The organism is Serratia sp. NPDC078593 (assembly GCF_050268245.1).
Classification (GTDB): Bacteria; Pseudomonadota; Gammaproteobacteria; order Enterobacterales; family Enterobacteriaceae; genus JBNNGK01.
The window spans coordinates 144,661-160,595 of record NZ_JBNNGK010000009.1 but is presented as its reverse complement, the minus strand read 5'-3'; the positions used below and the strand labels follow the sequence as shown (position 1 = coordinate 160,595).

Here is a 15,935-nt window from a genome sequence, read left to right as displayed (position 1 = left end):
ATTGGGTTGGTGTCGGTCGGCGAAACCGCCAACAATAGCATTTGGGGCGTATTGGTTATAGCCGCGGCCCACTATGGCGGCATGTTGCAGGGCTTTGCCCTCGCGTTTATCGGCACTTAAGCCGTTGTATTCTTCATGTTTCACGCCTCAGGGGGGCGGCTGCTTGCTCTTACCCGAATCAGTTACTTGAGTAAACGCATAGGATTTGTTCAGTTGCCGTCTACCTGAAACGTGAATAATGTTGGCTAAATTCAGTTTTTCTTCGCTAAAACTTGATTGAGAGAGCGCACTTCTTCTCGCTCTTCTGGGCTCAGGCCGTGCGTTCTGGCCTGGGCGATCAACGTTTCCAGCCGCTGCTCGAGCACGGAGTCATACAGGCTAGCCAGCGTGTCCAGAAATGTTTGTTCAACCATATCCTCAACGATCATATGGTTCCATGTCGCCAACGTTTCAAGCTGTTGGCTAAATTTGTTATCGCGATACAACTCTAACAGTTGCCCGGTAGTCAGACCCGGTTGCGACAAACAGGTTTGCACTAACTCGACAAACAGCGGTAAACCTGCCTGTTTAGTTTGCTCTAACCCATCTAATGCTGGCACTAGGGTGGCTAAATGCGGATTCTGTATCAGTAGTCCTATCAGTATACGCATGGTTGTGCGTTTTAGCTGGGGCGGCTGATAAGTATTCGTATTTTCCGTCTGCTTAGGCATCAGTTTGTCGAGCTGGCTGTCGTCCAACAGACCCAGTTTGCTGCCAAGCTGTTGGCGCAGGTATAAGCGCAGCGTTTCACCCGGTACTTGGGTGATCAGCGGTAATGCCAACGTGCTCAGTTTAGCGCGCCCATCAGGGCTGCTCAGGTCGACCTGCGGCATTAATGTTTCGAACAGGAAGGTGGAAAGCGGCTGCGCCTGCTCCATCCGTTGTTCGAAAGCCTCTTTGCCCTCTTTACGTACTAATGTGTCCGGGTCTTCGCCGTCGGGCAAAAACATAAACCGCAATTGTCGCCCATCGTTAAGGTAGGGCAGTGCGGTTTCCAGCGCGCGCCAAGCCGCTTCACGGCCAGCGCGGTCGCCGTCGTAACAGCAGACAACGTTATCGGTGGCGCGGAACAGCAGCTGAATATGTTCAGCCGTTGTCGAGGTTCCGAGCGAGGCGACGGCATAATCGATGCCGAATTGCGCCAGCGCCACCACGTCCATATACCCTTCCACGACTAATAAACGTTGTAGGGTGGAATGGCTCTGCTGCGCTTCGTACAGGCCGTATAATTGACGGCCTTTATGGAATACTTCTGTTTCCGGCGAGTTCAGGTATTTTGGCATACCTTCGCCCAACACGCGCCCGCCAAAGGCAATCACACGCCCGCGTTTATCGCGAATCGGAAACATCACGCGTTCACGGAAACGATCGTAGGTCCGCCCCTGATCGTTAGTCACCAGCATGCCAGCATCGTTCAATGCGGCACGGCTTTCGGCGTCACGGCCAAACCGTTTTAAGGCGTTATCCCAACCAACGGGTGCAAAACCGATAGCGAAATGGCGGATAACTTCATCACTTAACCCACGTTGTTGCAGGTAGTCACGCGCCTGCTTAGCGTTAGGTTGCTGCATTGATTGTTGATAGAACGCGCTGAGCTGTTCCATCAGTTGATAAAGACTCTGACGTTGATGGCGTTCGATCTGGGTTGGCCCTGAACCTGCCTCGTAGGGCACTTCCAGCCCGTGCATGGTTGCCAGTTCCTCGATGGTTTCGACAAACTCCAGCCTGTCGTAATTCATCAGGAAATCGACGGCGTTGCCGTGTGCACCACAACCAAAACAGTGGTAAAACTGTTTTTCCCCGTTAACGGTGAATGAAGGCGTTTTTTCGTGGTGGAACGGGCAGCACGCGTGATAGTTTTTGCCTTGCTTCTTGAGCTTCACCCGTGCGTCGATCAAATCGACGATGTCGGTGCGCGCCAGCAAGTCATTGATAAATACACGCGGAATTCGTCCAGCCATAAGCCCCGGTTCGACTGCCTATAAACGAGAACAAGCCGCGCATTCCTTTCGGAAAGCACGGCCTTCGTATGCAACTACTCGGTCTGCGTGTTCTTGAAAAAGAAAAAATCACGCGGCGGGGTTACCCCCGAAGGATTAATACAGACGAGTGCGGCGTGCGTTTTCGCGAGCCAGTTTCTTCGCGTGACGTTTCACAGCAGAAGCTTTAGCGCGTTTACGTTCGGTAGTCGGTTTTTCATAGAACTCACGACGACGAACTTCAGCTAAAACACCTGCTTTTTCGCAGGAACGCTTGAAACGACGCAGAGCAACGTCAAATGGCTCGTTTTCACGTACTTTAATTACCGGCATGTGCCTCTCACCTCAATAGAATTCGGTTTGCTGCTGGCCAAGCGCCAGCCTTTTCAAAATGGTGCGGAATTTTACTCCAATGGGCGCTGCTTTGTAAAGCACCAACTCAAAGAGAAACCCAACTCGCACCGAGCGCCGACCCGAATGCTATCCGATCAATATGGCGCAATTTTGCATCGGTCGCTGATTATAGACTAATCAGGAAAAATTGCTTGTTTTTAATCACAGTAACATTTGTTTCGAGAATCATGAACATAGCTTGCTGGCATCGGCAAACTGCGTACGGCTGGCGGTAAACTCCGGCGTTTGTGCTAAACTGGCGGCCGCACGTGAATGAGTGGGAAGGGTAATGCGAGTACTGGGTATAGAAACGTCCTGCGATGAAACCGGAATTGCAGTGTATGACGATCAAGCCGGTTTGTTAGCCAATCAATTATACAGCCAAGTGAAGTTGCACGCGGACTACGGTGGCGTGGTGCCGGAATTGGCCTCACGCGATCACGTGCGCAAAACCGTGCCGCTGATTCAGGCTGCGTTAAAAGAAGCCAATCTAACGGCGGCTGATATCGACGGGGTGGCTTATACCGCAGGGCCTGGCTTGGTGGGTGCGCTGTTGGTCGGTGCGACTATTGGCCGCGCGTTGGCGTTTGCCTGGAATGTACCGGCCGTGCCAGTACATCATATGGAAGGCCACTTGCTGGCGCCGATGTTGGAAGATAATCCACCGGCGTTCCCGTTTGTGGCGTTGCTGGTGTCCGGCGGCCATACCCAGTTGATCAGCGTGACCGGCATTGGTGAATACACCTTGTTGGGCGAATCGATTGACGATGCGGCTGGTGAAGCCTTCGACAAAACGGCTAAATTATTAGGGTTGGATTATCCCGGTGGGCCGATGTTGTCGAAAATGGCGCAGCAAGGTACTGCTGGGCGCTTTACTTTCCCGCGGCCAATGACCGATCGCCCCGGGCTGGACTTCAGTTTTTCGGGGTTGAAAACCTTTGCTGCCAATACCATCCGCGCTAATGGCGGTGATGATCAAACCCGTGCCGATATTGCACGTGCATTTGAAGATGCGGTGGTTGATACGCTGGCGATTAAATGCAAACGCGCACTAGAGCAAACCGGTTTTAAACGTTTGGTGATGGCCGGCGGCGTCAGTGCCAACCGTACCTTACGCGCCAAGCTGGCGGAAATGATGCAAAAACGTGGGGGAGAAGTCTTTTATGCTCGCCCGGAGTTTTGTACTGATAACGGTGCGATGATCGCCTACGCAGGGATGGTGCGCTTAAAAAGCGGTGCTAATCCAGAGTTAAGCGTGTCGGTGCGCCCTCGTTGGCCGTTGGCGGAACTGCCTGCCGTATAAAAACACCGGCGTGCGGTGACGTAAAGAGGGGCGTTAGTTAGCAGGCCGGTTACCCCGGCCTTGTCTTATTGATTATCGTCTGATTTCTCAACCGCTGCGCTCTCATGCTTTTTCTTGCGGAGTTTGCCCCAGATTTTTCCTTCCTGCCCGCGCCACAAGCGCTGAATATTATCGTGATGCCGCATCAAAATCAGGCAAGAAAGCATAGCGACCGGGAAGGTGAACTGCGGTTTGAACCACCAGACGTAAAAGGGAGCAATCAGCGCGCTGACAATGGCACCCAATGAAGAATAACCACTGAGCAACACCGTCAGTAGCCAGGTTCCGGTCATCAGGCCGGTTAAGTCCCAGCCGATCGGTGCGATGGCACCAAACGCAGTGGCAACGCCTTTTCCCCCACGAAAGTGAAAGAACACCGGATAAATGTGGCCGAGACAGGCGGCGATTGCCGTCAGCCCAAGGTACAGTGGCGGTACGTCGAGCGCATACGCGAGCCAAACCGGCAGCATCCCTTTCAGTACGTCAAAGACAAGCACCGCCGCAGCGGCAAGGCGGCCGCCGATACGTAACACGTTGGTTGCACCGGGGTTTCCTGAGCCATGTTCACGGGGATCGGGTAGCCTGGCGATCCGGCAAACCAGGATGGCGCTGGAAATTGAGCCACACAGATACGCGAAGATAATCATGCCAAGCGCGGTTGCACTCATAACGCGGCTCCGTTTAATAATGGTCGTTTTACTCGCAACATCCATGGATAATACGCATATTCCGCTGGAAGTGGTATCCGGCAAAGCCAAAAACAGAGAATGACGTGATGGATATCGTATTTATTGAAGAACTTACTGTAATCACTACCATTGGCGTTTATGACTGGGAACAGACCATTCGACAGAAACTGGTGTTCGATATCGAAATGGGCTGGGATAACCGGCAGGCCGCAGCCAGTGATGATGTCAATGACTGCTTAAGCTATGCCGATATCAGTGATGCCGTGATCCAACATGTTGAATCTGGGCGCTTTGCATTGGTTGAACGCGTTGCGGAGGAAATATCCGAAATGTTACTCCAGCGCTTTAAATCCCCATGGGTCCGTATTAAGGTCAGCAAGCCAGGGGCGGTTGCTCATGCCAGCCGGGTTGGCGTGATTATTGAACGGGGTCAGCGCTCGGCTGATTAACCGTCATCAACGTGCAACTTAAGGCCATTAATCTGGTCTGAAAATCAGAATTTTTTAGCGGCAGTGTGTTAAACAGTGCCGCTTTTTTATGTTTATGGCGAAAGATTAGGGGTAAGCGCGCGTATGACGGATATGTATTCATTATTTGTGGCATTTGTACTCGGCGTAGTGGAAGGGCTAACGGAATTTCTGCCGGTATCATCGACGGGGCATATGATTATCGTTGGTGAGCTGATGGGCTTTACCGGAGACAAGGCAAAAACGTTTGAAGTGATCATTCAGTTGGGATCCATTCTGGCCGTTGTTGTGGTGTTTTGGCGACGTCTGTTCGGTTTGATCGGTATCCATTTCGGTGGCAAGCCGGTGGCGCACGAGGGCCATACGCCAGGGCGGCTGAAACTGAGCCATATTCTGTTAGCGATGATCCCGGCCGTGGTCATGGGGTTGGTGTTTCATGACGTGATCAAGTCGCTGTTTGAACCGAAAAATGTCATGTATGCGCTGATTGTGGGGGGCTTCCTGCTGTTAGCGGCGGAATGGCTAAAGCCGAAGAAACCGCGCGCGGTGGGTCTGGATGATATTACGCATCGTCAGGCATTCATGATTGGTTGTTTCCAATGTTTGGCGCTTTGGCCGGGCTTTTCTCGCTCTGGTGCGACTATTGCGGGGGGAATGCTAATGGGGGTCAGCCGTTACGCCGCGTCCGAGTTTTCCTTTATCTTGGCGGTGCCGATGATGATGGGGGCTAGCGCTTTGGATTTGTACAAAAGCCTGCATTTCCTCACGCTGTCTGATTTGCCGATGTTTGTGGTCGGTTTTGTTACCGCCTTTGTGGTGGCATTGATTGCCATTAAGACCTTCTTAACGCTGATCAAACGTATTTCTTTCGTTCCGTTCGCCATTTATCGCTTTATTGTAGCGGCGGCGGTTTACATGGTCTTTATGTAAACCACAACGCATAAAAACCGCAAACTGCGGTTTGCGGTTGATGACACGCTCACCAGTATGTGGCGTTGATGATGCTCTGATAGAACCCGCATAGCGCGGGTTTTTTTACGTCTGAGGCAGCTCAGCGCTTTGCGAACGTTTCCATTCGGCCAGAGCCGCTTGCCGACGCCGCCTGACTTCATCACGTATAGCTAACCCTTGCAGACCGCTTGCGACGACCTCTTGCACCGAAACCCCATTGGCAACCTGATAGGCTTCACGCAGGTAATCCCCTTGCGGATAGGGATTTTGTTCGAATCCGGTGCGGCCGCGCGCATCGGCTTCGCTGGTCAGGATCATTTGCTGCAACCGTTGCGGTTTACGCCATACGTCGATAGCGTCGAACAGTTTCAGCAGGGTTTCCGGCCGTAGTTTCTCCACCGTATGTATGAGGTCGTGATATTCAGTCACCAGCTTAGCCAGATCGCGTAGTGGGTTCGGTACGCGCAGCCGTTGGCACAGATTCTCGACCAATGGCACACCGGCAGGGCCGTGTCCGTGGTGATGTGGCCAGTGCTCTTTCGGCGTCAGGCCCTTGCCAAGATCGTGACACAGCGCGGAGAACCGCACATCAATGTCAGGGCTAAGCTGGGCGGCGATCGTTAAGGTCATTAGCGTATGAATACCGGTGTCGATTTCCGGATGCCATTTCTCTGGCGCGGGCACGCCAAACAGCGCATCGATTTCCGGGAACAATACGCCTAACGCGTGACAATCGCGGAGTACCTGGAAGTAAATCTGCGGACTGTCGCTTTGTAAGGCTTTTTCAGTTTCTTTCCATACCCGTTCGGCGGTTAACGTGGTGAGCTCGCCGCTGTCAGCCATTTGGCGCATCAGCGCCGCGGTTTCCGGGGCAATGCTAAAACCAAGGTGGGCGAAGCGGGCGGCAAAACGCGCGACGCGCAATACGCGCAGCGGATCTTCACCGAAGGCGTCGGAGACGTGGCGTAACACCCTCGCATTCAGATCGTCAACGCCGTGATACGGATCAATCAACTCGCCATCCAGGGTTTGCGCGATAGCATTGATGGTTAAATCACGACGTTGTAAATCCTCTTCCAGTGTGACATCCGGCGCGGCATAGCAGCTAAAACCGGTGTAACCGTGACCCGATTTGCGCTCGGTGCGCGCCAGCGCATATTCTTCATGGTTTTTGGGGTTGAGGAATACCGGGAAGTCTTTACCGACCTGTTGATAGCCTAGCGCCAGCAATTCATCTGGCGCGGCGCCGACCACCACCCAATCGCGATCAACGACCGGTATCTTCAGCAATCGGTCGCGCACTGCGCCACCGACGAGATAAGTTTTCACTGTGTTACTCCCGAATCCTGTATTAAAACGCGGTACTTTCATTGAGCATAATTCGAGCCGCTTGTCGTCGCCAACTACGATATAGCGTGAAGTATGAAAGGGGATCTCAGATTACATGAATTGATGGTGGCGTGCTGCACTGATAAAACAGACCTGAATACAGCCCCGCCGGCTATTGAAGCCGGCGGGGGCTGATAACATCACCAAGCCGAATCTAGGGCGAATAGCTCGCCCCGATGCGGCGAGAGGGTGACGGTGTTATCAACTTAAGGCGTTTATACGTTACATATTGCCTTAGTTCATCCAGCGGTTGTTTTTCCGACGCGGGATGAGGCGTGGCAATAGCAGACCGAGCAGAAGACCGAGGCCGGCAACGCCACCGCCATACATGAACCATTGCAAAATGATGGTGCGCTGTTTGTCATCAAGCTGCAGATTAACCGCGCTGACCTTTTTCTGCGCGACCACTAATTGGTTTTTTAGCTCTTGATTTTCCTGTTGCAACCCACTGATGATGCTGTCGCTGGCGGCGACTTTTTGTTGCATTTCAGCGGTGCGTTGGTTCCAGCTATTATCGATGTTGGTCAACTTATCCGTGAGGGTTTTCACTTGTTGTTCCAACTCAGGCACCCGGGTACGAAAACTTGGCGTTTCACTGAGCTGGTCGAGTGGGATCCACACGCTACGGCCTTTGGCATCGCGGATCTGGCCATATTGGGTACTGTCATTCACACTGAGCAGTGTGACCTCATCGCCCGCGTTCAGCGTGCCAACAATACGGTATTGATTACCCGGGCCGCTATGGACGTAAGTAATCAACTCATCGGAGATATAGCGCTTATCTTCGGCTTGAGCGCCCCAAGCGATGCTGAAGCTCAGCACCGCGAGGCAAATTAGGCGTAATTTCTGCATTTAGTTCATCGTTTCTGTGTGAATTTATGGAACGATAGTAGAGGCTTCAGTGTGACGAAGCAACGGCAAAACCGGAATGGGAACTATCTTACTGTGTTCTATTCTGTGAGTTGCGCATCATTTTATCGCGTAACCGCTTTTTTCTGCAGTCAGTAGGGTTGGGTTAGCGTGAATCGCGGTAAGATAATCGCCATCGTGTGCCAGTGGGCTCCGCCTGCTCAGCCGCTACGTCGCCCCGACGCCTCTTTCGAATGCGTAACTTATTGGTGTAAAAGACTTATGACCGTTGAAATAGAACTAAAATTTATCGCTACGCCCACTGCGGTGGCGGCATTACCTACGCAACTGGCGGCTTGGCCGCATGAACATGCTGCGCCACAGCGTCTGACCAATATTTACTTCGAAACGGCCGACAACTTTCTGCGACGTCATGATATGGGGCTGCGCATTCGGGGTTTCGATGATCGCTATGAAATGACCATCAAAACCGCCGGCGTGGTGGTCGGTGGCCTACACCAGCGGCCGGAATACAACGTGCCGATCGCGACGCCAGAATTGGCGCTAGCACAGTTCCCCGCCGAGATTTGGCCACAGGACTGTGACGTACAGGCGTTACAGCAACAACTGCAACCGCTGTTTCGCACCGATTTTGTGCGCGAGAAGTGGGTAGTTACTTACGATAATAGCCTGATTGAAGTTGGGCTCGATCAAGGGGAAGTGAGCGCAGGTGAGCACATTGAACCCTTGTGCGAAATTGAATTGGAGTTAAAACAGGGTGATACCGCTGATGTATTGAAACTGGCGGCTGAATTAGCGGAGCACGGCGGTTTACGTCAGGGGAGCCTGAGTAAAGCGGCGCGGGGGTATCATCTGGCGCAGGGCAATATTGAGCGTGAGCGTCGTGCGCTTAGCGTGTTAAAAACACCTGCAAAATCAACCATTGAGCAGGGCATGATCGCCGGCTTTGAACTGGCGTTGAGCCACTGGCAATACCATGAAGAGGTGTGGCTAGGCGGGGATGCGAAGGCCAGACAAGGTGTGATGGAAGCTATCGCCTTGGTTCGCCAGGCATTGGTGGTGTTTGGTGGTTTAGTACCGCGCAAAGCGAGTGCCGATTTGCGTGCTCGGCTGACCGCGTTGGAGCCATTGTTAGAGGATAAACAGACGCAACCGCAGGTGCTGTGTTACAGCGCAGAATATTTGCAATGTAAGTTGGCACTCACATCATGGTTGGTGAACGGTGCATGGCGTGCCTTTATTGATGCCAAGGCGCAGACTAAGTTAGCAGGTTCGTTCAAACGCTTTTGCGACATTATGCTGGGGCGCAGTGCGGCAGAGCTGAAAGATGCGTTTAGCCGCCGGCTCAATGACGATGAGTATCAAGAACAGTTACCGCGTTTAACGCGCCAGCTTTCGGCATTGATCTTGCTCTCTGGTGCGTATCCAGATAACGAAACCGGGCCGTTCATCGACAGTTGGCGCGAACTGCATGCCGCTTTGGCCGAACGTCGTCAGGGTTGGTACGAAGGCTGCCGTAAACAAGCCTTATCACATGCGCCATTCTGGTTAAACGGCGCAGTTCGTTAATTATCGTCGGCCTGCGTAGCGCAGGCCGCAGTCAGAGGCATTCATCATGTTGCCACTTTCAGCCACATTACAGGCGCAAGCCGAGCAAATTGTGCAGCGGTTTCAGGAAGTCCAGGGCGATAACGTCACTTTCACCACCGAAGAACAACAGGTACTGGCATCGAGCGATTTCATCAGTGACATGCTGCTCAACCATCCGGATTGGTTAGAGACCTTACGCAAACAGCCGCCGTGTCCGGATGAATATCGGCATTACGCCGCCTGGCTGCAAGATTTGCTGGAAGAGGTGCATGATGAAACGCAACTGATGCGCGTATTGCGTCGGTTTCGTCGTGAAACGCTGGTGCGCATCGCGTGGGCACAAGTGTTACATACCAGCACTACGGTACAAACGCTGCAACAGCTGAGCGCATTGGCTGAAACGCTGATCGTCAGCGCGCGTGACTGGCTGTATCAAATCTGCTGCCGTGAATGGGGTACACCGTGTAATCACGAAGGTGTGCCGCAGCCCTTGTTGATTCTGGGAATGGGCAAGCTGGGCGGGGAGGAACTGAACTTTTCTTCCGATATCGATCTGATTTTTGCCTATCCAGAAAACGGTCAAACTAAAGGAGGGCGGCGTCAATTGGACAATGCCCAGTTCTTTACGCGGCTTGGTCAGCGGCTGATCAAAGCGCTGGATCAGCAAACCATCGACGGTTTTGTTTATCGCGTTGATATGCGTTTACGGCCATTTGGCGACAGTGGCCCTTTGGTCATGAGTTTTGCCGCCTTGGAGGACTATTATCAAGAGCAGGGGCGCGATTGGGAGCGCTATGCGATGGTCAAAGCACGGCTGATGGGGGGTGCTTATGACCCGTATAGCCAGGAACTACGCAAAATGCTCTGGCCGTTTGTGTTCCGCCGTTATATCGACTTCAGTGTCATCCAATCACTGCGTAATATGAAGAGTATGATCGCGCGTGAAGTGCGGCGGCGTGGTTTGCATGACAACATCAAGTTGGGCGCAGGGGGCATTCGTGAGATCGAATTTATCACCCAAGTCTTTCAATTAATTCGCGGTGGGCGGGAGCCGACCCTACAAGGGCGCTCACTGCTGCCGACGCTGCAAGCGGTGGGCGAGCTCGGCCTGCTGCCGCAACATCAGGTGGCGCAACTGAGCAGCAGTTATCTGTTTCTGCGCCGCTTGGAAAATCTCTTGCAGGCGATTGCCGATCAGCAAACCCAGACGCTACCGCAGGACGAACGCGATCAGTCCCGGTTAGCGTGGTGCATGGGGTTTGCCGACTGGTCGGCGCTAGTGGAAAAGCTGGAAAGCCATATGCAGTCGGTCAGAGCGGTATTTGACGACCTGATCGGCGATGATAGCGCTGATATTGAAGACGAAGCTGATTGCCAGCACTATCACAGCCTGTGGCAGGATGCGCTGGAAGCGCAGGAAATTATGCCGTTGATGCCGCACTTGGATGAAGAAGAGCGCCGTATGATGCTACGCACCATTGCGGATTTTCGTCATGATGTGGATAAGCGCACCATCGGGCCACGGGGGCGCGATGTGCTTGATCAACTGATGCCGCGCCTGCTGGTTGAGGTGTGTCCGCGCAGCGACGCACCGACGGCGCTAGCGCGTCTGACGCAGCTATTGCTAAGCATTGTTACGCGAACCACCTATCTTGAACTGCTGGTGGAGTATCAGGCGGCGCTCAGCCACCTGATTCGTCTCTGTGCCGCATCGCCGATGGTTGCCAGCCAGCTGGCACGCTATCCGTTGTTGCTAGATGAACTGTTGGATCCCAATACCCTGTATCAGCCGGTCGCACCGGATGCCTATCGCAGCGAACTGCGTCAGTATTTATTGCGGGTGCCTGAAGATGATGAAGAGCAACGTTTAGAGGCGTTGCGGCAATTCAAACAGGCGCAACAGTTACGTATCGCCGCGGGCGATATCGCAGGCGTGTTGCCGGTCATGAGCGTGAGCGATCACTTAACCTATCTGGCTGAGGCAATCATTGATGCGGTTGTGCAGCAGGCTTGGAAAGATATGGTGGCGCGCTATGGGCAGCCGAGCCATTTGCTCGAATGTGCAGGGCGTGGGTTTGCCGTGATCGGTTACGGTAAGTTAGGCGGCTGGGAGCTGGGTTACCGCTCCGATCTCGACTTGGTCTTTCTGCTGGATTGCCCGCCGGAGGTGATGACTGACGGTGAGCGCAGCATTGACGGCCGGCAGTTCTATCTGCGGTTGGCACAACGCGTGATGCATTTATTCAGCACGCGCACCTCCTCCGGCATTTTGTATGAAGTTGATGCACGTCTGCGTCCGTCAGGCGCGGCGGGGATGTTGGTCAGCACCATTGAGGCTTTTGCGGATTATCAGCAAAACGAAGCCTGGACGTGGGAGCACCAAGCGTTGGTGCGGGCACGGATTGTTTATGGCGATCCGGCACTGCATCCGCGCTTCGAGCAGATCCGCCGAGAGATCCTTTGCAAAGCGCGCAATAGCGAAACGTTGCAGCAAGAAGTGCGCGAGATGCGCGAAAAGATGCGCAACCATCTTGGTAACAAGCGACGTGAGTTGTTTGACATCAAAGCCGATGAGGGCGGCATTACCGATATAGAATTTATCGCTCAGTATCTGGTCTTACGTTATGCGCCTGATGAACCACGTTTGACGCGTTGGTCCGATAACGTGCGGATTTTTGAACTGATGGCCAATTACGACATTATGCCGGAAGACGAAGCGCGGGCGTTAACGCAGGCTTACGTCACCATGCGTGATGAAATTCATCACTTGGCGTTGCAGGAGCACTCCGGCAAAGTCAGCAGTGAACGATTTAGTGAAGAACGCGCACAGGTGCGCGCCAGTTGGCGTCAATGGTTGGGTTAAGCCGGAAACACGTTTTTGCTGGTATCAACGGTGTCTATGGTAACATTGGCACCATTAAATTTATGACATGTTTGGAGTTATCGGATGAAAGTTACACTGCCTGATTTTCGCCGCGCCGGGGTGCTGGTGGTTGGTGACGTCATGTTGGATCGCTATTGGTATGGGCCAACCAGCCGTATTTCACCGGAAGCACCGGTGCCGGTGGTCAAGGTGGATACCATTGAAGAGCGTCCCGGCGGTGCAGCTAACGTTGCGATGAATATCGCTTCGCTGGGCGCGAACTCCCGCCTGGTGGGGCTGACCGGCATCGATGATGCCGCGCGCGCGCTGAGCGCCAAGCTCAATGCCGTTAATGTGCGCTGTGATTTTGTTTCTGTGCCGACGCATCCCACCATTACTAAACTGCGTGTGTTATCGCGCAACCAACAGCTGATTCGCCTTGATTTTGAAGAAGGTTTTTCAAACGTCGATCCGCAACCGCTATTAGAACGCATCCAGCAAGCACTGCCGCAGATTGGCGCGTTAGTGTTGTCTGATTATGCTAAAGGTGCGCTAAGCAAAGTGCAGGGCATGATCAAACTGGCCCGTGAGGCCAACGTGCCGGTATTGATCGATCCCAAAGGGGCGGATTTTGAACGTTATCGCGGCGCAACGTTGTTAACGCCAAACCTGTCTGAGTTTGAAGCGGTGGTGGGCCACTGTAAAGACGAAGCCGAACTGGTCGAACGCGGTATGAGGCTGGTGGCTGATTTCGAACTCTCCGCCTTGCTGGTGACGCGCTCCGAACAGGGGATGACGTTGTTGCAACCGGGGCATCAGCCGTTGCATTTGCCAACTCAGGCGCAGGAAGTCTTTGATGTGACGGGCGCAGGTGACACGGTGATTGGCGTGCTGGCGGCGGCATTGGCGGCGGGCAATACGCTGCAAGAGTCCTGTTTCTTGGCGAACGCCGCCGCGGGTGTGGTGGTGGGCAAGCTGGGGACGTCTACCGTTTCACCTATTGAGTTGGAAAATGCGATTCGCGGCCGTGCCGAAACCGGTTTTGGCGTGATGAGTGAAGAGCAGTTAAAGAAAGCGGTCGCGCAGGCACGTCAGCGCGGTGAGAAAGTGGTGATGACCAACGGCATTTTCGATATTTTGCATGCTGGTCACGTTTCTTATTTGGCGAATGCGCGCAAGCTGGGCGATCGCCTGATTGTGGCGGTTAACAGTGACGCGTCCACCAAACGGCTGAAAGGGGAAACCCGCCCGGTTAATGCGTTGGAAAACCGCATGATCGTGCTGGGGGCGCTGGAATCGGTCGATTGGGTCGTGCCGTTTGAAGAGGACACGCCGCAACGTTTGATCGCCGATATTTTGCCTGATTTGCTGGTAAAAGGGGGTGATTACAAGCCCGACGAGATTGCTGGCAGTGCGGAAGTGTGGGCCAACGGCGGTGAGGTTAAGGTTCTGAACTTTGAAGACGGGCTATCAACGACCAACATCATTAACGCCATCAAAGGCGAGCGCGGCTAAATCGTGTTTTTGCCGCGATAATTTTTTACGGGCGACGCCGCGGTTGATTATATCGGTCATTGCTATCGTACCAAGCCGTTATATTCCTATCATGGGCGGCTGATGGCAAAGATTGGCGTTACGGTTGGTGATAATCGATTGGAAAAGTGGCTAAGCGCGGGTGTTTGCCGTTGCCGCGTGGTGCGAATAACGCGATTGTACAGGGGCTGAACGGATGTTCAGCCCCTGTGGCTAACCGGATAGACGTTACGCTTCTTCTTGCTTTGGTGCGCTGCCCAGTTTGCTTTCCAGCTCGGCCATACGCTGTTCCAGCAGGGCCAGTTTCTCGCGGGTACGCAGGAGTACCTGAGTCTGTACATCAAACTCTTCGCGGCTGACCAAGTCCAAGCGGGTCAGTTGCGCTTGCAGTACCTGACGGACTTTCTTTTCTACGTCTTCCCCGAATTCCCGGACGCCTTTAGGCATTGATTCATGTACCTGGCGTGCGATCTGTTCAATTTTTTTCGGGTCAATCATGGCGTATCCCTTTCAGAATGTAATGGCTGTTATCGTTACCTTACTTATTTGCGGAGTATCAACGCGGTAAGGAAGCGGCAAATCGGTCAACGACAGATTTGAACGGCGTTTTTGCTGGCCTCGGCGTGCGTTGAGGAGCGAGGCGCGATCTTAACCACGTCAGTGACTCACAGGCGCCAGAGCGGCCAACAACGATGCTGTTTGAAGTATGGCAGCTATAGTGTAATGCGAGTTGCCTGTCGGATAAACTAACTTTCATCTTGCTCCGTTCCGTGATCGCGGCACGCTTTGCCAATTGCCTCGCATTCCCATTAGCGTTATAGTCGTAAGGCTTATTCTCAGGGCGGGGTGAAAGTCCCCACCGGCGGTAAATCATCTTTTACGGTGAAAGCCCGCGAGCGCTCAGCCAACTTTTTCAGTCGGTTAGAGGTCAGCAGATCCGGTGTAATTCCGGGGCCGACGGTTATAGTCCGGATGGGAGAGAGTAACGGTATCTGCTGGGTTTTCACCCGCTTGCGTTATTTTGGCTATGGCATAGCCACTCCTCAAGATCGCCCTGGTTCTGGTAATCCATAAAGTTAATGAGGTTTTTTACCATGAATCAGACGCTACTTTCAGATTTCGGCACGCCGGTAGAACGCGTTGAACGCGCGTTGGATGCACTACGCAATGGGCGTGGCGTGATGGTGCTCGATGATGAAAATCGTGAAAACGAAGGTGACATGATCTTTGCCGCCGAAACCATGACCGTTGAACAAATGGCGCTGACCATTCGTCACGGCAGCGGCATTGTTTGTTTATGTCTTACTGAAGAACGCCGTCAACAGCTTGAGCTGCCAATGATGGTCAGTAACAACTCCAGCCAGTTCCAGACGGCCTTCACTGTGACCATTGAAGCGGCGCAGGGCGTTACGACGGGCGTATCGGCTTCTGACCGCCTGACCACCATTCGTGCGGCGATTGCTGATAACGCCAAGCCAAGCGATCTCAATCGCCCTGGCCACGTTTTCCCACTGCGTGCGCAGCCGGGTGGGGTGTTGAGCCGCCGTGGTCATACCGAAGCGACTATTGATCTGGTGGCGATGGCTGGGTTCAAACCCGCCGGTGTCTTGTGCGAGCTGACCAACGATGATGGCAGCATGGCGCACGCGCCGGAAGTGATCGCATTCGCTAAGCAGCAGGATATGACGGTTCTGACCATTGAAGATTTGGTGGCATACCGTCAGATGTATGAAAAGCAGGCGAGCTGAGCGCGTTCGCTAGGCACTGCGTCGCCGTGCTTTAATGAAGATGAAATCATCAGGCTGAACATTGTTCAGCCTGAGCTTGATG

The 15,935-nt window shown here is 53.5% G+C and carries 13 protein-coding genes and 1 riboswitch; of the genes, 7 read left to right on the top strand and 6 right to left on the bottom strand.

All coding sequences use genetic code 11. The features are described 5' to 3' along the window. Positions 1 to 251: 251 nt before the first annotated feature. Both dnaG and rpsU read right to left on the bottom strand, forming a co-directional pair. Positions 252 to 2,000, bottom strand: a complete 1,749-nt coding sequence (dnaG, locus tag ACQKDS_RS12225; protein ID WP_399670669.1) for a DNA primase — start codon at positions 1,998 to 2,000, stop codon at positions 252 to 254. A gap of 135 nt (positions 2,001 to 2,135) precedes the next feature. Continuing rightward, positions 2,136 to 2,351: a 30S ribosomal protein S21 gene (gene rpsU, locus ACQKDS_RS12220; protein WP_001144069.1), complete on the bottom strand. Its 216-nt coding sequence runs from the start codon at positions 2,349 to 2,351 to the stop codon at positions 2,136 to 2,138. A 349-nt stretch (positions 2,352 to 2,700) separates the two neighbouring features. Between rpsU and tsaD the strand changes: the two genes are divergently transcribed. Next, positions 2,701 to 3,714 carry a tRNA (adenosine(37)-N6)-threonylcarbamoyltransferase complex transferase subunit TsaD gene (gene tsaD / locus ACQKDS_RS12215; RefSeq protein ID WP_399670666.1) on the top strand — a complete coding sequence of 338 codons (1,014 nt, stop codon included), beginning with the start codon at positions 2,701 to 2,703 and terminating at the stop codon, positions 3,712 to 3,714. 65 nt (positions 3,715 to 3,779) lie between these two features. Here tsaD and plsY read toward each other — a convergent pair whose 3' ends face one another. After that, positions 3,780 to 4,421, bottom strand: a complete 642-nt coding sequence (gene plsY, locus ACQKDS_RS12210; RefSeq protein ID WP_399670663.1) for a glycerol-3-phosphate 1-O-acyltransferase PlsY — start codon at positions 4,419 to 4,421, stop codon at positions 3,780 to 3,782. A gap of 107 nt (positions 4,422 to 4,528) precedes the next feature. Between plsY and folB the strand changes: the two genes are divergently transcribed. Both folB and bacA read left to right on the top strand, forming a co-directional pair. Next, a complete protein-coding gene (gene folB / locus ACQKDS_RS12205; RefSeq protein ID WP_399670660.1) occupies positions 4,529 to 4,891 on the top strand; it encodes a bifunctional dihydroneopterin aldolase/7,8-dihydroneopterin epimerase in 363 nt (120 codons plus the stop codon). A gap of 123 nt (positions 4,892 to 5,014) precedes the next feature. After that, a complete protein-coding gene (gene bacA, locus ACQKDS_RS12200; RefSeq protein ID WP_399670657.1) occupies positions 5,015 to 5,839 on the top strand; it encodes an undecaprenyl-diphosphate phosphatase in 825 nt (274 codons plus the stop codon). Between the two features lie 105 nt (positions 5,840 to 5,944). Here the strand turns inward: bacA and ACQKDS_RS12195 are convergent, their stop codons facing one another. Both ACQKDS_RS12195 and ACQKDS_RS12190 read right to left on the bottom strand, forming a co-directional pair. Continuing rightward, positions 5,945 to 7,189 carry a multifunctional CCA addition/repair protein gene (locus ACQKDS_RS12195; protein WP_399670655.1) on the bottom strand — a complete coding sequence of 415 codons (1,245 nt, stop codon included), beginning with the start codon at positions 7,187 to 7,189 and terminating at the stop codon, positions 5,945 to 5,947. A 294-nt stretch (positions 7,190 to 7,483) separates the two neighbouring features. Then, positions 7,484 to 8,101: a TIGR04211 family SH3 domain-containing protein gene (locus tag ACQKDS_RS12190; RefSeq protein ID WP_399670652.1), complete on the bottom strand. Its 618-nt coding sequence runs from the start codon at positions 8,099 to 8,101 to the stop codon at positions 7,484 to 7,486. Between the two features lie 279 nt (positions 8,102 to 8,380). Here ACQKDS_RS12190 and ACQKDS_RS12185 point away from each other — a divergent pair, with 279 nt between their 5' ends. The 3 genes from ACQKDS_RS12185 (at position 8,381) to hldE (ending at position 14,087) form a co-directional block, all read left to right on the top strand. Next, the gene (locus ACQKDS_RS12185) at positions 8,381 to 9,688 is read left to right on the top strand and encodes an inorganic triphosphatase (protein ID WP_399670649.1); all 1,308 of its coding nucleotides are present in this window, start codon (positions 8,381 to 8,383) and stop codon (positions 9,686 to 9,688) included. A 46-nt stretch (positions 9,689 to 9,734) separates the two neighbouring features. Then, on the top strand, positions 9,735 to 12,572 hold the full coding sequence (glnE, locus tag ACQKDS_RS12180; RefSeq protein WP_399670647.1) for a bifunctional [glutamate--ammonia ligase]-adenylyl-L-tyrosine phosphorylase/[glutamate--ammonia-ligase] adenylyltransferase: 2,838 nt from the start codon (positions 9,735 to 9,737) through the stop codon (positions 12,570 to 12,572). A gap of 84 nt (positions 12,573 to 12,656) precedes the next feature. After that, on the top strand, positions 12,657 to 14,087 hold the full coding sequence (hldE, locus tag ACQKDS_RS12175; protein WP_399670644.1) for a bifunctional D-glycero-beta-D-manno-heptose-7-phosphate kinase/D-glycero-beta-D-manno-heptose 1-phosphate adenylyltransferase HldE: 1,431 nt from the start codon (positions 12,657 to 12,659) through the stop codon (positions 14,085 to 14,087). A gap of 246 nt (positions 14,088 to 14,333) precedes the next feature. Here hldE and ubiK read toward each other — a convergent pair whose 3' ends face one another. Beyond that, the gene (gene ubiK / locus ACQKDS_RS12170; RefSeq protein ID WP_399670641.1) at positions 14,334 to 14,603 is read right to left on the bottom strand and encodes a ubiquinone biosynthesis accessory factor UbiK; all 270 of its coding nucleotides are present in this window, start codon (positions 14,601 to 14,603) and stop codon (positions 14,334 to 14,336) included. A 330-nt stretch (positions 14,604 to 14,933) separates the two neighbouring features. Beyond that, a riboswitch (FMN riboswitch) is annotated at positions 14,934 to 15,093 on the top strand. 106 nt (positions 15,094 to 15,199) lie between these two features. Here ubiK and ribB point away from each other — a divergent pair. Then, positions 15,200 to 15,853 carry a 3,4-dihydroxy-2-butanone-4-phosphate synthase gene (ribB, locus tag ACQKDS_RS12165; RefSeq protein ID WP_399670638.1) on the top strand — a complete coding sequence of 218 codons (654 nt, stop codon included), beginning with the start codon at positions 15,200 to 15,202 and terminating at the stop codon, positions 15,851 to 15,853. Positions 15,854 to 15,935 lie beyond the last annotated feature (82 nt).